General features: G+C 69.1%; 13 protein-coding genes and 2 pseudogenes. 4 read left to right on the top strand and 11 right to left on the bottom strand.

Annotated elements, in window-relative coordinates:
- The coding region (locus tag ABSF49_RS05755; RefSeq protein WP_424111673.1) for a porin at positions 1-1,041 on the bottom strand (1,041 nt) is incomplete at its 3' end.
- Positions 1,042-1,554: 513 nt separating this feature from the next.
- On the opposite strand from ABSF49_RS05755, the gene ABSF49_RS05750 reads away from it, so the two are divergent.
- The 3 genes from ABSF49_RS05750 (at position 1,555) to rfbD (ending at position 4,989) form a co-directional block, all read left to right on the top strand.
- The gene (locus ABSF49_RS05750) at positions 1,555-2,781 is read left to right on the top strand and encodes an FAD-dependent monooxygenase (protein ID WP_424111672.1); all 1,227 of its coding nucleotides are present in this window, start codon (positions 1,555-1,557) and stop codon (positions 2,779-2,781) included.
- Entirely contained in the window at positions 2,778-3,923 is a 1,146-nt protein-coding gene (locus tag ABSF49_RS05745) for a trans-sulfuration enzyme family protein (protein WP_424111671.1), read from the top strand. Before ABSF49_RS05750 ends, ABSF49_RS05745 begins: the two co-directional genes overlap by 4 nt.
- A 157-nt stretch (positions 3,924-4,080) precedes the next feature.
- Positions 4,081-4,989, top strand: a complete 909-nt coding sequence (gene rfbD, locus ABSF49_RS05740; RefSeq protein WP_424111670.1) for a dTDP-4-dehydrorhamnose reductase — start codon at positions 4,081-4,083, stop codon at positions 4,987-4,989.
- A gap of 194 nt (positions 4,990-5,183) precedes the next feature.
- Here rfbD and ABSF49_RS05735 read toward each other — a convergent pair whose 3' ends face one another.
- From ABSF49_RS05735 to ABSF49_RS05710, 6 genes and pseudogenes are all read right to left on the bottom strand, one after another.
- A complete protein-coding gene (locus ABSF49_RS05735) occupies positions 5,184-5,555 on the bottom strand; it encodes a hypothetical protein (protein ID WP_424111669.1) in 372 nt (123 codons plus the stop codon).
- 42 nt (positions 5,556-5,597) lie between these two features.
- Entirely contained in the window at positions 5,598-5,822 is a 225-nt protein-coding gene (locus ABSF49_RS05730) for a hypothetical protein (RefSeq protein WP_424111668.1), read from the bottom strand.
- A gap of 365 nt (positions 5,823-6,187) precedes the next feature.
- Positions 6,188-7,536, bottom strand: a pseudogene (locus ABSF49_RS05725) (OpgD/OpgG family glucan biosynthesis protein).
- A gap of 185 nt (positions 7,537-7,721) precedes the next feature.
- Positions 7,722-8,327 (bottom strand): outer membrane protein, encoded by a 606-nt coding sequence (locus ABSF49_RS05720; RefSeq protein WP_424111667.1) that lies wholly within the window; start codon positions 8,325-8,327, stop codon positions 7,722-7,724.
- 23 nt (positions 8,328-8,350) lie between these two features.
- Positions 8,351-9,022 (bottom strand): PAQR family membrane homeostasis protein TrhA, encoded by a 672-nt coding sequence (gene trhA / locus ABSF49_RS05715; protein ID WP_424111666.1) that lies wholly within the window; start codon positions 9,020-9,022, stop codon positions 8,351-8,353.
- A gap of 139 nt (positions 9,023-9,161) precedes the next feature.
- Positions 9,162-10,931: a thiamine pyrophosphate-binding protein gene (locus tag ABSF49_RS05710; RefSeq protein ID WP_424111665.1), complete on the bottom strand. Its 1,770-nt coding sequence runs from the start codon at positions 10,929-10,931 to the stop codon at positions 9,162-9,164.
- A 109-nt stretch (positions 10,932-11,040) separates the two neighbouring features.
- Between ABSF49_RS05710 and ABSF49_RS05705 the strand changes: the two genes are divergently transcribed.
- Entirely contained in the window at positions 11,041-11,742 is a 702-nt protein-coding gene (locus ABSF49_RS05705; RefSeq protein WP_424111664.1) for an SDR family NAD(P)-dependent oxidoreductase, read from the top strand.
- 96 nt (positions 11,743-11,838) lie between these two features.
- Here ABSF49_RS05705 and ABSF49_RS05700 read toward each other — a convergent pair.
- From ABSF49_RS05700 to typA, 4 genes and pseudogenes are all read right to left on the bottom strand, one after another.
- A pseudogene (locus tag ABSF49_RS05700) lies at positions 11,839-12,976 on the bottom strand (efflux RND transporter periplasmic adaptor subunit).
- Entirely contained in the window at positions 12,969-16,154 is a 3,186-nt protein-coding gene (locus ABSF49_RS05695; protein WP_424111663.1) for an efflux RND transporter permease subunit, read from the bottom strand. The pseudogene ABSF49_RS05700 and the gene ABSF49_RS05695 overlap by 8 nt, the downstream one beginning before the upstream one ends.
- Positions 16,155-16,411: 257 nt before the next feature.
- Positions 16,412-16,804 (bottom strand): MAPEG family protein, encoded by a 393-nt coding sequence (locus tag ABSF49_RS05690; RefSeq protein ID WP_424111662.1) that lies wholly within the window; start codon positions 16,802-16,804, stop codon positions 16,412-16,414.
- 407 nt (positions 16,805-17,211) lie between these two features.
- Positions 17,212-19,050, bottom strand: a complete 1,839-nt coding sequence (gene typA, locus ABSF49_RS05685) for a translational GTPase TypA (RefSeq protein WP_424111661.1) — start codon at positions 19,048-19,050, stop codon at positions 17,212-17,214.
- Between the last annotated feature and the right edge of the window lie 73 nt (positions 19,051-19,123).

Raw genomic sequence — 19,123 nt, 5'->3', positions numbered from 1 at the left:
CTGGAACGCGATCTTCGAACCGGCCGAGAGCATCGGCAGGGTGAAGGTCACGCCGCCGATGACGCCGAAGCCCCATGTGTCGGCGCTCGACTCTAGCGACGCGATCGTGGGGTTGGCGATCGGGAACAGCGTCTCGTTGATCGTCCCCGCGATCGAGTAGCGGTCGTTATGCGCGACGCCGGCGAGATGGGCGCCGCCCCAGCTCTGGGTCACGTCCAAGCTGGCGACGATGTCGGGCGCGCGAACGCCGAGCGCCTTGCCGCTGATCGAAGTGACGTTGCCCGTCCCAAGGATGAAGAAATTCGATGAGCCGAATGGGAACCCGATGTTGTCTGCCGCTCCCGCGAAGCCGGACACGCTCTCGTTCTGCTCCAACGACACGGTGGCCGAGAAGCCGCCGCCGAAGGTCGCGGTATAGGCCAGCAGGTTGATCGGGGTGCCGCTGTGGTCGGGCGAGAAGAAGTCCTTCCAGGTGTCGCCGCCGGCGAGGTAGTCGTAGAACGAGCCGTGCTTGCCGGCGGTGATGCCCGCCCATTGCACGTAACCGGCGTTGAGCGTCACGTCGGCGCCGGGCGAGCCCGCGTCGAAGCGGCTGTCGCCCGAGTCGCCCTGCAGCTCGATGTGAGCGAGCAGCGGGCCCATGGCGGTGTTGGTCACCGCGTCGAAGTTGACCTGACCGCGGGTGTAGTAGCCGATGTCGTTGACTTGCGTCGCCGCGCTCTTCAGCGTCATCGCCGGGTCGCCCCACGTAACGTGCGGCGAAGAGTGGTGCAGGTACACCTTGGCGAACTCGGACAGAGGCGCCAGCGTATATTCGTCGCTGACGTTGCCCATGGCGATCTGCGCGTTGACGTAACCGCTGATCTTCAGGCAGGTGTCGGAGCCCGGGATGATGAAGCCGGCGATGTCGCCGACCTTGCAGACCTTGACGTATTCAGCGGCCGGCGCGCCCTTCTTGGTCGGAAGATCGGCAGCCTGCGCGCCGGCGACGACCACCAGAGTGGCGGCCGAACCGAGCAATAGGCTCTTGGTGAATTTCATATCGACGCCCTCCAGCCCGCTCCCGTCTTGATCGAGCGGGAACTCCCCGTTACGGACTTGCTTACCGTAACGTCAGCGACCGACCCTATCCAAGTCACGCCGCAATTCAATTGCAAAATTGCAAGATTGTCGCCTCAAAACGACCTTCTTAAAGACTGTTGCAGAAAAGCAACAGGCGGGGGCGAAACGCCCGCTTTGGCCTTGGCGCGCCTTGCTCCAGGCGTCTAACGCGCCTCAAACCGCAACGGCCGCTGTCCGCCCAAGATCGCCGAGAAGACCTGGCCGGTATGCCGTCCGCCTTCGAGAACCGCCTCAAACGGAAACCGGCTGGCATGGGCGCAACCCGGCCGTAACGCCTCGGGCGCCGCAAAGCCGGCGCGCCGCCCACAGCCGATCCGCGGCGCCGAGAACCAAGCATCAGATTTTGGCCGCCGGCGCGTCGCCAGCGCCGGCGCCCCATCGGCCGACCGCCGGCGCTTGCCTCGCTGCGCCGGCCGCCCCACAATGGCGGCCATGCCCGCCGCCGCCTCTCCGCGCATCTTCGACGTCGTCGTCGCCGGCGCGGGGCCGGCGGGGCTCGCTTTCGCCGCGGCGGTCAAACAGGCGTTGGGGGCGGGGATCGCCGTCGCCCTCGTCGACCCGCGCCCCGACGCGCGCGACGGACATTTGCGCACGGTGGCGCTCGCCGAAGGGCCGCGCCGCCTGATCGCGCAGGTCGGCGCCTGGACGGCGCTGGCGCCGCTCGCCCAGCCGATCCGCCGCATGGCGATCTACGACGGCCGCACGCGCGATGCGGTCAGGATCGAGCAATTGCGCTTCGGCGGCGAAGACGACGAAGCGCTCGCCCATATGGCGTTCAACGACGACGTCGCGACCGCGCTTCGCGCCGCCGCCGCGGCGCTCGGCCTCGAGACGATCGCCGCCGCCGTGACCGCGTTTGCGCCCGGACGCGACATGGCCGAGCTCGAACTCGGCGACGGCCGGCGGCTGAGGGCGCGACTGGTCGTCGCCGCCGACGGCGCGCGCTCGCGGCTGCGCGCGCTCGCCGACGTTCCGACCGTCGGCTGGGACACCGGCCAGACCGGCATGGTCGCGACGATCGCCCATGAGCGCGACCACGAGGGTCTCGCCGAACAGCATTTCCTGCCCGGCGGCCCGTTCGCCATCCTGCCGATGCGCGGCCGCCGCTCCAGCATCGTCTGGAACGAGCGCCACGCCGACGCCAGGGCGATCGCGGCGCTGGCGCCCGAGGATTTCCTGCGCGAGCTCGAATATCGCTTCACCTTGAAGCTCGGCGCGCTGAGCCTCGCTTCGCGCGTCGAAGCCATTCCGTTCGCGTTCCGCTTCGCCCGACGCTTCGTCGCCGACCGTCTCGCGCTGGTCGCCGACGCCGCCCATGTCGTCCATCCGCTGGCGGGGCAGGGGCTCAATCTCGGCCTGCGCGACGTCGCGGCGCTCGCCGAGGTCATTGTCGAGCGCATGCGGCTCGGCCTCGATCCCGGCGACGCGACGACGCTGCAAACCTACCAGCGCGCGCGCCGCTTCGACGTCGTCTCCTCGAGCCTCGGCATGGACGCGCTGAACCGTCTGTTCGCCAACGATCTCACGCCGCTGCGCGCCGCGCGCGATTTCGGCCTGAGGGTCGTCGATCGCCTGTCGCCGCTGAAGCGGCTGCTCGCCGCCGAGGCGGCGGGCGACGGCGTCAAGGCGCCGCGGCTGCTGCGCGGGCTCGCGCTATGAGCGACGCGCAGAACTGGAGCGCGCGCACGCGCGCCGCGCAGGCGCTCGGCCGCATCGACGAGGCGACGGGCGGCCTGGTGCCGCCGCTGCACGTGACGACGACCTTCATCCGCGATCCCGCCTACGCCGACTGGAGCCGGCCGATCTACGGCCGGCCCGACAATCAGACGGCGCGCGAAGCCGAAGCCTTGATCGGCTCGCTCGAAGGCGCCGCGGCGACGTTTGTGTTCGGCTCGGGCATGTCGGCGGCGATCGCGCTGTTCCTGAGCTTGGGTCCCGGCGCGCGAATCGTTGCGCCGCGGCGGATGTATTGGGCTTTGCGCCATTGGCTGAAGGACGAATCGGCGAATTTCGGCCTCGAGGTTGCGTTCACCGACCCCGAAGATCCCGCCGCGCTCGCCGCCTGCGTCGCCGAGAAACCCACGCGCCTCGTCTGGCTGGAGACGCCGAGCAATCCGCTGTGGAGCGTCACCGACATCGCCGCGGCGGCTTCGATCGCCCATGCGGCGGGGGCGGCGCTGGCGGTCGACTCGACTTGCGCGACGCCGATCTTCACCCGGCCGCTCAAGCTCGGCGCCGACGTCGTCATGCATTCGGCGACCAAGTATCTCAACGGCCATTCCGACGCGATCGCCGGGGCGCTCGGCTTCGCGCGCGGCGACGGGCTGGCGGCGCGGGTCGCCGACATTCGCAAGCTGCACGGCCTCATCCTCGGACCGTTCGAGGCGTTCCTGCTGATCCGCGGCTTGCGCACGCTCGATCTGCGCGTGCGCGCCGCGGCGGCCAACGCGTTCGAGCTGGCCGAGCGCCTGTCCAATCACGCCGCCGTCGCCGAGGTCCTCTATCCCGGCCGGCCCGATCATCCCGGCCACGCGATCGCCGCCCGACAGATGCAGGGCGGCTTCGGCGGCATGCTGTCGATCCGCGTGCGCGGCGGCCGCGACGCGGCGATCGCCGCGGCGGCGCGCGTGCGCCTGTGGAAGCGCGCGACCTCGCTCGGCGGCGTCGAATCGCTGATCGAACACCGCGCTTCCTACGAGGGCCCGGAATCGCCGTGCCCGCCCGATCTGCTCCGGCTGTCGGCGGGAATCGAGGACGTCGAGGACCTGTGGCGCGACCTCGACCGGGCGCTCAACGGGTAGGGGTCAAGGTCGGCCTTGGCCGCTCGCTGTCGCGCCGCAGCTTTTCGTCGCGAGCTGGCGACAGGATGTCGCGGCGGTCGGTTTTCGCATCGGGACCGAACTGCTGTAAAAGCCGGCCGCGTTCGCAGCCGCCGAGCGGACGGTTTCGAGGGATCGCATGAGGCTCGCCGTCACCGGACTTCACGGGCAGGTCGTCAGCGCGATGATCGAGCGCGCGCCGCGCGGGGTCGAGATCATCGCCCTCGGCCGGCCGCGGCTCGACATCACGGTTCGCGACGCGGTCCTGGCGGCGTTGCGCGCCGCGCGCTGCGACGTCATCGTCAACGCGGCGGCCTACACCGAGGTCGACAAGGCCGAAAGCGAGCCGGAGGCGGCGATGCGCGTCAACGGCGAGGGGGCGGGCTACGTCGCCGAGATCGCCGCCGAGTTGCGCGCGCCGCTGCTGCATCTGTCCACCGACTACGTGTTCGACGGCGCGCTCGACCGGCCCTATCGCGAGGACGACGCGACCGCGCCGATGGGCGCCTACGGGCGCTCAAAACTCGCCGGCGAGCGACGGATCGCCAGCATCCACGCGAACCACGCGATCCTGCGCACGGCCTGGGTCTACAGTCCGTTCGGCGCGAATTTCGTCACGACGATGCTGCGCGTCAGCGAGGCGGGCGGCGAAGCGCGCGTGGTCGCCGACCAGCGCGGCAATCCGACCTCCGCGCTCGACATCGCCGAAGCGTTGTTCGCGATCGCCGAGCGATTGCGCGCCGATCCGTCGCCGGCGCTGCGCGGATTGTTCCATCTCACCGGCCGCGGCGAGGCGAGCTGGGCGGAATTCGCCGAGGCGATCTTCGCCGAGGCCGCCGCGCACGGGCGCGCGCCGGCGCCGGTCAAGCGAATCGCGACGGCGGACTATCCGACAGCCGCCCATCGACTGGCGAATTCGCGGTTGGACGCTTCCAGGCTCGCCGCGACCTTCGGCCTGACGCTGCCGCACTGGCGCGATTCGCTGAAGTCATGCGTGGCGCGCCTGCTGGCGCCGCAGGACGCGAGAAAGCCGAGCCTCGCCCGGTAGTTCGGCGAGGGGTTTTCACGCGCTTCAACCCGGCCGCCGGGCGTTGCTTCGGCGAGAGGCGTCGACTGTTTACGCGCGCCTTCTGCGGATGACTCGGCGTTTTGTCGACGGCGCCCAGAAAAACGCGCGCGCAGCGGCTCTGGCTGGGATCGCGCGCGACGGCGATCGGCGTGCGGGCCATCGCCTCGGCGGCTTCAGCGCCGGTCTTCGTCGGCGGAAGAGTCTCTTCCCCCGCGATCGGCGGGATCGCGCTCGTCGATGCCGTAGTGCTGCCGGGCTCGGCGGAGGTTCTCACGCAGCGCCGCGAGGCGCGCGAGAAGCTCGGCCGTCGACGGCTCGGCGGCGTCCGTCGCGCCTTCTTCAGCGTCTTGCGTGACGACGAACCCGAGGGCGGCGCCGTACGCCGCTGCGCCCGCCTGCGCCAGCGCCAGCGCTCTCGGCGACGCCTGTCCGCGACCGCTGAGTTTGATCGCGAATCGGGCGAGGCGAGCCAGCAGCGCCGCAAACGGGTCACGAAGCGGCGCCGCCGCCGCTGGCGAAATCGACGCGTAGGACAAGGCGTTCATGAGTCATCTCCACGGCAGGCTGTGCGTTTGGGCCGCGCGCGTTTAGGCTGCGCGCAAGCCATCCGGCGGACGGCGGCTCGCGCCGCCGGTCTTGGCGACCTCCCAAATGCAACTCAGCTTCGGCGCGTCGGGCGCACAAATCCACCGCCCGACCAGCCGCACGCGTTGGGCGCGCGGCGCGCGAGCGTCGACGTAGTCGCAGCTTGGGACGTCGGCATTGACGAGGCGCAATGGCGTCGTCGCAAAATGCATCGCCTGTGCGAACATGGTTCGCCTCTTAATCGCGGTCTTGCGCGGGTCGGCAAAGTGAGCCGCCGCACGGCCTCGCCGGCCGCGCGCGCTTGGGCTCAGGCGCCGGCTCGGCGAAAGCTTGCGCTTCGCTTCGGCATGCGCCGCGCGGCTGACGTCGCGTCGCTCACGTCGGGTCGTCACCGACCGACCCGCGGATTACCATGCGTCATTTGATGATTTATTGCCGCGCGCTTCTTTTGCTGCGCCTTCGCCGCGCAGCGTTTCCGGCGCGTTAAGTCGTATCGTAAATATCCTGTGACGGCGGTCTCGCGGCGGCGGCGGCCGCGCCGATCGACCTCTCGCGTTTCAGCGCCGCTCAGGCGCTGCAGGGGCCTCCGCCGTCACGGCCGCCAGGGGAAGGTCCAGGTCTCGGTCAGCGCCTTGTTGGCGGCGCGCAGGAACACGCGCACGTCGCAACTCTGTCCGGGGTCGATGGCGACGTCGATTCCGGCGCGGAAGCCGTTGACGTGGGCGTTGGTCGCCAGGAACGTGCGCAACACCCGTCCGGCCGAGGTCGTCGCCACCACCTGAACCAGCGTCGGATCGCTGAGGTAATAGCCGAGATCGCCGCCGGCGAAGTCGATCAGGAAGCGCGTCGCGCCGGGCGGCAGCGGGTCGGCGGCGCCGAGCGCCTTCGGCATGGCGCGGAAGGTGTTGATCGCCCGCGCGCCTGGCGTCAGCCGCGAATCGCTGAACAGCGCGGTGATGCGGTAGCCGTAAGACATCGAGTTCCCGGCGCCGAAGCTCTCCTTCGGCGTCCAGCCGACGACGATGTTGTCGTTGCTCTCGTTGTCGGTCGGCAGCTCCAGCAGTTCGACGCCGCCGTCGCGCCAACCCTCGTGCGGCTCGATCCAGTAGCTCGGCCGCAATTGATAGGCGAGATCGAGGTCCTGATAATGATCGAAGGTGCGGTCGCGCTGCAGCAGGCCGAAGCCGCGCACGTTGTCGTCGACGAAGATCGAGACGGCGGGCGCCGCCGGATTGCTCAGCGGCCGCCAAATGTACTCGCCGGCGCCGGTGTGGATGAGCAGGCCGTCGGAATCGTGCAGCTCGTCGCGGAAGTCGTCACGTCGACGCTCGTCTCCACCGACGGCACGATTTCGAATTGGAACGCGCCGGTGACCGACTCGCTGTCGAGCAGGGCGTGAACGACGATGCGGTCGGCGGTGGGGTCGGGCGTCTCGATCCAAAACTCGCGGAAGAACGGGAATTCCTCGTCGGCGCGCGCGCCGGCGCCGATGCCGAGGCCGCGCGCCGACAGGCCGTAGCGCTGGCCGCGGCCGAGGAAGCGGAAGTAGCTCGCGCCGAGGAAGGCGATGACCTCGTCCATCACAAGGGGCGCGTTGAGCGGGTAGTGGAGGCGGAAGCCGGCAAAGCCGAGCGTGATGGGAAGATTGGCTGGCGGCTTGTTGCGGCCCCAGTCGAACATCCCGGGCGTGTAGGGGATCGGCGCCGGGATGCCGTCGCGCAGAACGTTGACCACCACCGGCCGGCGATAGAGGTGGCCGAGGTGGAACAGCTCGAGGCGGAAGCTCGCGCCCGGCTGGCCGAGCAGCGGCTTGTCGGACTTGAAGCGGATGTCGCGCCAGGCGTCGTAGTCGAGGCCGGCGATGCCTTCGGGCAGCGGCGGGATCGTCGCGTCGAACGGCGCGGCGGCGAGATCGCGCGCGCGCTTGACCACGTCGCCCATGCCGAAGGCCGGCGGCTGCTGGGCGAAGGCCGGAGCGAGCAACCGCACACTGGACACGGCGACGACGCTGGCCAGCAACGTTCGGCGATTCAAGGACGGCATGAGACTCTGACGTTCAGAAGGGACGCCATGACGTAACGCGCCTCGGCGAGCGAGGCAAGACGGCGCATCGGCGCGGAGGCCGGTCAGTGCAAGGGGCCAAACGGCCCGAACGGGCCGCCGTTGTTCACCCGCGCTTCGAGCCCGACCGTGAGGTTGTTGGTCACCGCATAATCGAAGCCGACGCCCGCCGTCCCGACCGCCTGCACCGCGCCGGGTCCGGCGAACAGGCCGTTGACCGACTGGCCGAGGTCGCCGAAGTCGGCGCCGTAGCTCGGCCGCGCCAGCGCCGCGCCCGCGACGACATAGGGGGTGAGCCGGCCCATCGCGTAGCCGAGCTTGACGTCGGCCTCGCCGAAGCTGAAGCCCCGATAGGGGCCGCTGGCAAAGGCCCACGGGCTGTAGCCGGTGGCGAAGCGCACCCCGAGGATGACGTTGTTGTCGAAGCGGTGGTCGTAGCCGCCGAACACGTCGCCGCCGGCCTGCGCCTTGGCGCCCTTGAAAGAGACCACGTCGATCCCGGCGCCGACATAGAATCCCGACCAATTGGGGGCCTGAGTCATCGGATCGGCGGCGAGCGAGGGCAGCGGCGAAGAGGACGGATTGGGCAGGTCGGCCGCCAAAGCCGGCGCCGCAATCAGGCCGCAGGCGGCCACGATAGGGAGAAACGCTTGGCGATTCATGGCGGTCATCAAGACGCCGCGGGACTACGGCGTCAAGATGGCGCGCCGATCGCCGCCACGACTCCGCCGAACTGGAGGGCGGCGCCGAGGGCGACGCAAGCATGCCAGATCGCGTTCTGGAATTTCAGGCTGCGCCAGACGTAGAAAGGCACCCCGGCCGAGTAGATCAGCCCGCCGGCGACGATCAGCGCCAGGGCGGTCGCCGGCAGCGTGGCGGCGAGCGGCTTGATCGCGACGATCGCCGACCAGCTCAGCGCCAGATAGAAGCCGACTGCGCCGCGGTCGAGCCGGGTCGGCATGAACAGCTTGGAGGCGACGCCGACGATCGCGCCGCACCAGACGAAGGCGACCAGGGCGACCGTCCACCATTGCGCCTGCACCAGCGCCATCAGCGCGGTATAGGTGCCGGCGATCATCAGATAAATTCCGGAATGGTCGCAGCGGCGCAGCCAGCGCTTGACCGCCGAATCGGGAACCATGTTGTAGGCGAAGGAGAAGCCGAACATCAGGAAGAAGCAGACGGCGTAGACGATCAGCGCCGCATATTCGGCCGCGCCGCCCTGCACCGGCGCGAGGGCGAACAGCAGCGCAAACCCCGCCGCGCCGGCGATCAGCGCCGCGGTGTGGACGACGCCGTCGGCGAAAATCTCGGCCACGCTATAGGGGCGGCGATGCCTGGCGGGCGATCGTTCGGTGTTCGACACGCTGTTCTCCGAGATCCGAGTGGACGACGCGCCGCCGCGCCGGCGGCGAACCCCGACATTTCTTCCGCCTGCAGCACAGCAATTTTGGCGCCCCAATCGTGTCGGAATCATGTCTGGCGCGCCTGGGGCGGCCAAGCGCTCACATCGAAATCGACCCGTCGCGGAAGTCGGAGCGGTCGAGCCAAACGTTGACCAGCGCCGGCCGGCCGGCGCGCGCGGCGGCGCGGGCGCGCGCGAGGCCGTCGGCGATCTCGCCGTCGTTTCTGACCAGGATTCCCTCGGCGCCGAACGCCGCCGCAACTTCGTGATAGGCGGCGCGGGCGAGCGTCACGCCGACGTCGTCGCCGAGCATCTTCACCTGCTCGCGCGCGATCTGCGTCCAGCCGGCGTCGTTGCCGACGACGGCGATGACCGGGATCTTGTGCCGGACGAAGGTGTCGAATTCGGCCAGGCTCCAGCCGCAGGCGCCGTCGCCGAACAGGATCCAAGTTTCCGCGCCCGGCCGTTCGAGCGCGGCGGCGAGCGCAAAACCGGCGCCGACGCCGAGCGTGCCGAAGACCCCGGGATCGAGCCAGCCGCGGGCGCAGCGCGGGCGCAGCGTGTAGGACGCCGTGGCGACGAAATCGCCGCCGTCGGCGACGAAGACCGCGTCGTCGGCCGCCGCCGAATCGATCGCCCGCAACAGCGCGATCGGGTTGACGAATTCGCCCGCCGTCGTCGCCCGCGCGTCGATCTCCTGCTCGCGCGCCGCGTCGCGCGCGCTTAAGGCGGCGAGCCAGTCCGGACGCGCGTCGGCGAGGCCTTCGACGCGCGCGGAGAGGCGGACGAGGAAATCGCCGGCGTCGCCGATCGCCGCGACGCTGGGGCGGCGATTGAGCCGCGCCTCGCGCGCGCTGCGGTTGGCGGCGATCAGACCCGCCGAGCGGCGCACATGGCGGCCGTAATCGAGGCGGAAGTCGCAGGGCGCGCCGGCGAGCAGCACGCAATCGGCTTCGCGCAAGGCCTGGCGGCGCTGGTGCAGCCGCTGCAGCGGGTGGCTGCGGCCGAGCAGACCGCGCGCCATGCCGGAAAGATAGACCGGCGCGCCGAGCCGCGACAGCGCCGCGGCGATAAGCGTCGGGTCCTCGGCGCCGACCAGCGCCTGGCTGCCGACGACGATCAGCGGCCGATCGGCCGCGGCGAGCCGCGCCGCCGCCGCTTCGAGCTGCGCCTCACTCGCCGACGGCGCGACAACCGCGCGCGGCGGCGCCGGCGGCTCTTGGCCGGCCTTGGCGAACAGGCGGGCGGCGTGGCGCTCGAGATAGAGGCGCATCAGGCGATCGGCGATCGAAGTCCCTTTGCCCGCCGCGTCGCCATACCATTGGCGGATGGTCTTCTCGTCGTAGAGCAGATCGACCGGGCATTCGACAAAGACCGGGCCGGGCACGCCTTCACGCGCGATCGCCAACGCTTCGGCGATCGCCGGGGCGAGGTCGCGCACGCGCCGCACGCGCTTCGCCCATTTGACGAACGGCGCGACCACCGGCCCCTGGTCGATGTCCTGCAGCGCGCCGCGGCCCTGCAGCGCGGTCGGCGCGGCGCCGCCGATCAGCAGCAGCGGCGATTGCGCCAGCTTGGCGTTCTCGAGCGCGGTCAGCGCGTTGGTGACGCCGGGGCCGGCGGTGACCGCCGCGACGCCGGGCTTGCCGGTCAGCCGCGCCACGGCGTCGGCGGCGAAAACGGCGGTCGCCTCGTCGCGTACGTCGACGACGCGGACGCCGCGCGCCTTGGCGGCGACCAGGATCGGCGCGATGTGGCCGCCGCAAAGGGTGAAGAGAAAGCGCACGCCGTGCGCCGCCAGCGCCGCGGCGACGCGGTCGCCGCCATGCGCATAGAGAGAAGACGAGGCGGAGGGCGCGGGCGTTTCCATCGCGCGATCCTAGCCGATCCGGAGGGGGAGCGCGAAACGCGGGGCGGGCAGGGGCCTTGACGGCGGAAGGTCAATCCGTCGAAATCGCGGCGCAACGAAAGGACGGGACATGAGCGAGCGGAAAACAAGCGTCATTGTCGGCGGTTCGAGCGGCATCGGCTTCGCCGTCGCGCAAGCCTTGGCGGCGCGCGGCGAAAGGATCGTGTTGACCAGCCGCGACGCGGGACGGGCCGAGGCCGCCGCGCGCAAGATCGGCGGCGACGCGATCGGCCTGGGGTTCGACCTCGCCGAGCCGCACACGATCGCCGGCAAACTCGCTGGCGTCGGGGCGGTCGACCATCTCGCCATTCCCGCCGTCGAGCGCGACCGCAACAGCGTCAAGGACTACGACGTCGCCCGGGCGATCCGCCTGGCGACGATCAAGCTCGTCGGCTATGTCGAGGTCATCCACGCGCTGCTGCCGCGCCTGACGGCGGACGCGTCGGTGGTGCTGTTCGGCGGCCAGGCGCGCGAGCGGCCCTATCCGGGCTCGACCACCGTCACCGCGGTCAACGGCGCGGTGACGACGATGGTGCGCAATCTCGCCTACGAGCTGCCGTCGATCCGCTTCAACGCGATCCATCCCGGCGTCGTCGCCGACAGCGCCGCCTGGGCCGGCAATACGGCCGTTCTCGAACGCACGCGCGCCCAGACTCCCGGCGGCCGGCTGGTGACGGTCGCCGACTGCGTCGCCGCGACGCTGTTCCTGCTCGACAACGCGAGCATGAACGGCGCCAATCTCGTCATCGATGCGGGCTGGGGGCTGGTGTAGGCGCCTGACGCGAACGGCGGCGGCGCCAAACCGCCTCATGGTCTGCGAGCGCGGTATCCCTTCGCGGCGACCCGCTCTCGCCGCCCCGCGCCCCCCTCAGTCGCCGTTCGTCGGCTTCACCGATCCTGCGACCGCGGCGACCGGTTTCTGGCCGGGGTCAGCGATGCGCACCTGATCGCCCTCGGCGATCCCGTCCGGGGGCGCGGCGATGACGCGGTCGTCGGCCTGCAACCCTGAGCCGATCTCGATCTCGCTGCCGAGGTCGCGCGCGATCGTCACGGTTTTCAGCAAGACGCGATCGTCGGCGCCGACGGTGGCGACGCGCAGCCCGGCCTGATCGAAGATCAGCGCGCTGACCGGAATGCGAAACGATCCGGCGCCGCCGGCGAGATCGACCTGCACATTGGCGGAGCCGCCTGGCATCAGCGCGCCGTCGGAATTGTCGACCGTCAACTGCATGTGGGTCGTACCGGAGGCGACGTCGACCGCGCGCGCCGAGGCTTCGACGACGGCGGGAAAAGCGCGGCCGGGATAGGCGGGCGACGCGCAGCTTGTGCACGTCGGAGATGACGAACATCGCCAGCCCGGCGCTCGAGCCGGCGCTGATCAGCGCGCCGACGTCGGTGTTGCGCTCGGTGACGATGCCGTCGAACGGCGCGGCGACGGTCTTGTAGCCCGCCAGCGCCTCCAGGCGCTGGACGTTGGCCTGATCGGCCTTGACCGCGGCCTGCTTGTTGGCGAGGTCGGCTGCGCGCTGATCGACGTCCTGCTGGGAAACGGCGGCGGACGTCAGCAGCGTGCGGCCGCGCGACAGCGTGACCTCCGACAGTTTGGCGCTCGCTTCGGCGCTGGTCAGGTCGGCGCGCGCCTGCAGCAATTGCTGGTCGAGGTCCGGCGCCTCGATCTCGGCGAGCGTTTGGCCCGCCTTGACCGCGTCGCCGATGTCGACCTTCCAACTCTTCACGTAGCCGCTGACCCGCGCATAGATCGGCGCGCGCAGATTGGCCTCCAGTCGGCCGGGCAGGTTCAGGCTCGCCACGCCGGGCTTGGCGTTCAGCGCGACGATCGCCACGGTCGGGATCGCCTGGGCCTCGGTCCAGTCCTGCAGTTTGGCGCTGCTGTTGTCGCGTTCGACGATGCCGGTCACGACGAGAACGATTGCGACCGCGCCGGCGATGACGCCGGCGAGGGCGAGCCTGCGCTTGAAACCGCTTCGGGCGGCAGGATCAGACATGGGCCGGGGACTCCGACGGCTCTGGTTTCGGATCAGGAACCCGCTTGTGCGCCAGACTGAAGACGACGGGAACGAAAATCAACGTGGCGACAGTCGCGAAGATCAGGCCGCCGACCACCGCGCGTCCCAGCGGCGCGTTCTGCTCGCCGCCTTCGCCGAGCCCGAGCGCCATCGGCGCCATGCCGATGATCATCGCCAGGGCGGTCATCACCACCGGCCGGAAGCGCACGAAGCCGGCGTCGAGCGCGGCGGCGACGGGATCGCCGTGCTCCGCGTAGCGTTCGCGCGCGAAACTGATCACCAGCACGCTGTTGGCGGTCGCCACGCCCATGCACATGATCGCGCCGGTCAAGGCCGGCACGGAGAGGGTGGTGTGGCTGACGAACAGCATCCAGACGATCCCCGCCAGACCCGCCGGCAGCGCCGAGACGATCACGAACGGATCGGCCCAGGACTGGAAATTCACCACGATCAGCAGATAGATCAGCACGATCGCGCCGATCAGGCCGAACAACAGGCCGGAAAAGGCGCCGTTCATCGTCTGCACCTGTCCGAGCATCGCCACCGCGCCGCCCTTGGGGACGTTTCCCGCGGTTTCGCGCAGCAGCTTGGCGACGTCGTCGGCGACCGCGCCGAGATCGCGCCCCTGCGGCGTCGCGTAGATCTGCACGATCGGCAGGATGTTGTACTGGGAAACGACCGCATTGCCTGTCGTTCGGGTGATCTTGGCGAGGCCGCCGAGAATCGGCGACGTCGCGCCGCCCGCGGCCGAGATCGGCACCGTCTCCAAATCGCTCAAAGTGTCGAGCCGGTATTGCGGCGTCTGCATGACGATCGAATAGGAGACGCCGGTCTTGGGATCGAGCCAATAGGTCGGCGACACCTGGCCGCTGCCGGCGAGGTTGACGACCAGGCTGTTGGTGACGTCGCGCTCGGTCAGCCCGACATACTGGGCGCGCGTGCGATCGACGTCGACGTCGAGCGTTGGCTCGCTGGGGGATTGCTGGATGCGCGCGTCGGCGACGCCGGGAACATGGCGGATGCGTTTGAGCAGAAGATTGGCGTAATCGAAATCGGCGGCGAGATTCGCGCCCGAGACTTGCACGTCGATCGGCGCCGGGGCGCCGAAATTGAGGATCTGGCTGATGATGTCGGCCGGCAGAAATCCGAATGTGACGCCTGGGAACCGGCGCGGCAGCTCCGCGCGCAACTGGCGGACGTAGTCGGCGGTCGGGCGGTGATCCTCGGCGAGCTTGATCTGAACGTCGCCGTCCTGCGTGCCGATGACGCCGGTGTTGCTGTAAGTCAGATTGATGCCGCTGACCGGCATGCCGACGTTGTCGACCAGCGTCGCCAGTTCCGTCGGCGGAATGATCGTGCGGATCACGCTCTCGATCTCGGCGAATTGCTTGGCGCTCTCTTCGACCCGCGTGCCGACGCGAAGCCGCGCGTGCATGAGGATCTGGCCGGTGTCGACGGAAGGAAAGAAATCCCGGCCGAGATAGGGCGTCAGCAGGAAGGAGGCGGCGACGAAAGCGAGAAAGCCGACGATGAAGATCGCGCGGCGCGCCATCGCCAATTCGAGCGCGCCGCGGTAGCCCTCGCGGATATGCTCGAAGCCGGCTTCGAAGGCTTGCTGGATCCGCACCAGCGGGTTGCGCGAGGCGGCGCGGGCGCCGTCCTCCAAATGGGACCGATGCGGCTTGAGCAGATGATTGGCCATCGTCGGCACCAGCGTGCGCGACAGGATGAAGGAGCAGATCATCGCGAACATGACCGCTTCCGCCATCGGCACGAACAGGAAGCGCGCGACGCCGTCGAGGAAGAACATCGGCACGAAGACGATGCAGATGCACAGCAGCGACACGAAGGCGGGCGTCACGATCTGGCGCGCGCCGTCCATGATCGCCGGCTCGACCTGTTTGCCGTGCTCGAGATGCCAGTTGATGTTCTCGATCGTCACCGTCGCGTCGTCGACCAGAATGCCGACCGCCAGCGCCAGGCCGCCGAGCGTCATGATGTTCAGCGTCTCGCCGATCGCCGACAGCGCGATGATCGAGCCCAGCACCGCCAGCGGGATCGAGGTCGCGATGATCAGGGTCGAACGCCAGGAGCCGAGGAACAGCAGGATCATCAGGCTGGTCAGCGCCGCCGCGATGACGCCCTCGCGCGCGACCGACGCGATCGCGCCGCGCACGAACAAGGATTGATCGCCGAGCAGGGCGACCTTGAGTCCCGACGGCAACGCGTCCTTCAAATCGATCAGCCGCTGCTTGACGCCGGCGATGATCGCCAGCGTCGAGGCCGATCCGTTCTTGAACACCTGCAACAGCACCGAACGATTGCCGTCGACATGGACGATGTTGGTCTGCGGCGCATTGCCGTCGCGCACCTGCGCGACGTCGCGCACGTAGACCATCGCCCCGTCGACCGTCTTGATCGGCAGGTCGCCGAGTTCGTCGAGCTGCGAGGGCGCGTCGTTGAGCTGCACCGCATATTCGTAGGCGCCGATCTTCTCGGAGCCGGCCGGCGTGATCAGGTTCTGGGCGGCGAGCGCGTTGGCGACGTCCTGTCCCGACAGGCCTCTGGCCTGCAAGGCGGCGGGATCGAGGTCGATCTGGATCTGGCGCAGCTTGCCGCCGAACGGGTAGGGGATCGCCGCGCCCGGCACGGTGACGAGCGGGGTGCGCACCTGGTTGATGCCGATGTCGGCCAGCCGCTGTTCGGTGAAGCCTTCGCCCGACAGCGCCACCAGCACGATCGGCACGGTCGAGGCGTTGTAATTGAGGATCAGCGGCGGCGTCGCGCCGGGCGGCATCGCTTTGATCAGGGTCTGCGAGATCGCGGTGACCTGGGCGTTGGCGGTGCGGATGTCGACGTTGGGCTGAAAGAAGATCTTGATGATGCCGAAGCCGTTGTAGGAATTGGCCTCGATATGCTCGATGTCGTTGACGGTGGTCGTCAGCGCGCGCTGGAACGGCGTCGTGATGCGCCCCGCCATCTGATCGGGCGGCAGGCCGGTATATTGCCAGACGACGCTGATCACCGGAATGCGGATGTCGGGGAAGATGTCGGTCGGCGTCCGCAACGCCGCCAGCGGGCCGATGATCAGGATCAGCAGCGCCAGCACGACGAACGTATAGGGGCGCGTCAACGCTATGCGAACGAGCGCAATCATCGTCGGGGCGTCTCGGTCATCGCAAAGAAGAACTCGTCAGGCGGCGCGCCTTGGCGCAGGCCTACCAGAATTGCTGGTGTTTCCGCTATCACTTTGCGGTGAAATGTCAGCCGGCGGGCGGCGGCGGGAGCGAAGGCTCAGATCCCGCCGACGGCGGCGGCCGCGCCCAGACCCAGCGCGGCGGCTTCGGCGCGGCCGCTGGCCGCGCCTCCGCAAGCGAAAACAGGAACCGATGGCGCGGCGCCGGCATTCCGGGATTACTTGACCACTTCCCAGAAGATTCCGGCGACCGCGACGAAGCCCAAGGTGAAGACCAGCGTCCGGATGAACGGGATCGCCAGCCAATAGACGATCGCGTGCGCGAGCCGCAGCCAGAAGAAGCTCGCCGCCCAGAAGGCGGTCATCGCGTCGGCCTTGCCGGCGAGGTTGGCGACGATGACCAGCGCCGCGAACGGCGCGAAGCTCTCGACCGCGTTCAGGTAGGCGCGGTGCGCGCGCTGGCCCCACAGCGGCACCGGACGCGGCTTCGGGTCGACGTAGTTTTCCGGCGCGAGCAAGCCGTTCGTCATCACCTGGCAGGCGATGTAGGGAATCCACAGCGCCGCCGCGAGCCCGGCGGTGAGCGCGAGATACCAAAGATCGGTCGTCATGATGCGGTTCTCCCCTGTGTCGGTTTGTTCGTCACGTTGCGCCCGACCCCGCCAGTCCTAGCCCATTCGCGGCCGGCTCACAGGAAGAGTCGAACGAGGGGAGGGGATTTCGACAGGCGAGGGCGGATGGCGGCGAATTATTCGCAGAGCGGGCGGGCGGGCGTCGCGTCCTGTTCGCCGCGGCCCTTGAATGCGCGGCGCTCAGCAAGCTTGCGGATCGTCGATGGCGCGCGGGCGCGGCGCGATTATATAACACACTAATTATGTATAAAGGCGCATCGTCTGCGAACGATCGCCAGCGGACGCCCGTCCAACGTCACGCCGCGGAAGAAAACCGCCGCGCAAACCGTTGAAATGACGAGTTCGCCGGAAAAGCGTCAGCTGGCGCTTCGGCCCGTCGCGCCTTTCTACGCCGCCCCTTCCGCCGCCGTCGCGCTCTTGGCGCGTTCGGCGCGTTTGCGGTCGTTGGGGTCGAGCAGGGCCTTGCGCAGGCGGATCGACTTCGGCGTCACCTCGACCAGTTCGCCGTCCTGGATGTAGGCGATCGCCTTTTCCAGCGTCATCTGGATCGGCGGCGTCAGCCGCACCGCTTCGTCCTTCGAGTGGGTGCGGATGTTGGTGAGCTTCTTGCCCTTCATCACGTTGACTTCGAGGTCGTTGTCGCGCGTGTGCTGGCCGACGATCATGCCCTGGTAGACCTTCCAGCCCGGCTCGATCATCATCGGCCCGCGGTCTTCGAGGTTCCACATCGCATAGGCGACCGCCTCGCCCTTGTCGTTGGAGATCAGCACGCCGTTGCGGCGCCCGGCGATGTCGCCGCGCCAGGCGCCCCAGTCGTGGAAGACGCGGTTCATGATCGCGGTGCCGCGGGTGTCGGTGAGCAGTTCGCCGAGATAGCCGATCAGGCCGCGCGTCGGAGCGAGGAACACCAGCCGCAACCGGTCGCCGCCGGAGGGGCGCATCTCGATCATCTCGCCCTTGCGCTCGCTCATCTTCTGCACCACGACGCCCGAGTGCTCCTCGTCGACGTCGATGACGACTTCCTCGATCGGCTCCAGCAGTTCGTCGGTCGTCTCGTCGCGCGTGGTGAGCACCTTGGGGCGCGAGACGCCGAGCTCGAAGCCCTCGCGCCGCATGGTCTCGATCAGGATGGCGAGCTGCAACTCGCCGCGCCCCGAGACGACGTAGGAGTCGGTGTTGGGCGCCGGCTCGACCCGCAGCGCGACGTTGCCCTCGGCCTCCTTGTACAGGCGGTCGCGGATGACGCGGCTCGTCACCTTGTCGCCCTCGGTCCCGGCGAGCGGGCTGTCGTTGACCGAGAAGGTCATCGACAGGGTCGGCGGGTCGATCGGCTGGGCCAGAATCGGCTCGACCTCCTCCGGGCTGCAAAGGGTGTCGGCGACGTTGAACTTCTCCAGGCCGGCGATGGCGACGATGTCGCCCGCCGAGGCTTCGTCGATCGGCGAATGCTCGATGCCGCGAAAGGCGAGGATCTTCGACACCCGGCCGTTCTCGACCAGATGGCCGAGCCGATCGAGCACCTTGACCGGCGCGTTGGTCTTGATCGTGCCGGAGAAGATGCGGCCGGTGATGATGCGGCCGAGATAGGGATTGGCTTCGAGCAGGGTGCCGAGCATGCGGAAGGCGCCGGCGCCGACCTTGGGCGGCTCGACGTGCTTGAGCACCAGATCGAACAGCGGCGCCATGTTCTCCTTCGGGCCGTCGGGCGCATTGGCCATCCAGCCCTGCTTGGCCGAGCCGTAGATGATCGGGAAGTCGAGCTGCTCGTCGGTCGCGTCGAGCGCGGCGAACAGGTCGAAGCACTCGTTGACGACTTCGCTCGGCCGCGCGTCGGACTTGTCGACCTTGTTGACGCAGACGATCGGCTTCAAGCCGATCTTCAGCGCCTTGCCGACGACGAACTTGGTCTGCGGCATCGGCCCTTCGGCGGCGTCGACGAGCACGATCGCGCCGTCGACCATCGACAGGATGCGCTCGACCTCGCCGCCGAAATCGGCGTGGCCTGGCGTGTCGACGATGTTGACGCGCGTGTCCTTCCACACCACCGAAGTCGCCTTGGCGAGAATGGTGATGCCGCGCTCGCGCTCGAGGTCGTTGGAATCCATCACCCGCTCGGCGACGCGCTGGTTCTCGCGGAAGGCGCCCGACTGCTGCAGCAGCCGGTCGACCAGCGTCGTCTTGCCGTGGTCGACGTGGGCGATGATGGCGATGTTTCTCAGTTTCATGCGAGTCCAGGCTTTCGGCGCGGCGCGAATCGAAAGAGGCGGCGGCTGGCCGCGCCTTCCCTCGATGGCCGAT

This window comes from Roseiarcus sp., assembly GCF_049514155.1.
In the GTDB taxonomy this organism is placed as follows: domain Bacteria; phylum Pseudomonadota; class Alphaproteobacteria; order Rhizobiales; family Beijerinckiaceae; genus Roseiarcus.
This window is presented reverse-complemented; position numbering and strand designations above follow the sequence as displayed.

Coding starts and splice junctions, on each gene's coding strand:
- ABSF49_RS05750 (WP_424111672.1), top strand. CDS start 1,555: ATGCCCGCCGCCGCCTCTCCGCGCATCTTCGACGTCGTCGTCGCCGGC.
- ABSF49_RS05745 (WP_424111671.1), top strand. CDS start 2,778: ATGAGCGACGCGCAGAACTGGAGCGCGCGCACGCGCGCCGCGCAGGCG.
- rfbD (WP_424111670.1), top strand. CDS start 4,081: ATGAGGCTCGCCGTCACCGGACTTCACGGGCAGGTCGTCAGCGCGATG.
- ABSF49_RS05735 (WP_424111669.1), bottom strand. CDS start 5,555: ATGAACGCCTTGTCCTACGCGTCGATTTCGCCAGCGGCGGCGGCGCCG.
- ABSF49_RS05730 (WP_424111668.1), bottom strand. CDS start 5,822: ATGTTCGCACAGGCGATGCATTTTGCGACGACGCCATTGCGCCTCGTC.
- ABSF49_RS05720 (WP_424111667.1), bottom strand. CDS start 8,327: ATGACCGCCATGAATCGCCAAGCGTTTCTCCCTATCGTGGCCGCCTGC.
- ABSF49_RS05710 (WP_424111665.1), bottom strand. CDS start 10,931: ATGGAAACGCCCGCGCCCTCCGCCTCGTCTTCTCTCTATGCGCATGGC.
- ABSF49_RS05705 (WP_424111664.1), top strand. CDS start 11,041: ATGAGCGAGCGGAAAACAAGCGTCATTGTCGGCGGTTCGAGCGGCATC.
- ABSF49_RS05695 (WP_424111663.1), bottom strand. CDS start 16,154: ATGATTGCGCTCGTTCGCATAGCGTTGACGCGCCCCTATACGTTCGTC.
- ABSF49_RS05690 (WP_424111662.1), bottom strand. CDS start 16,804: ATGACGACCGATCTTTGGTATCTCGCGCTCACCGCCGGGCTCGCGGCG.
- typA (WP_424111661.1), bottom strand. CDS start 19,050: ATGAAACTGAGAAACATCGCCATCATCGCCCACGTCGACCACGGCAAG.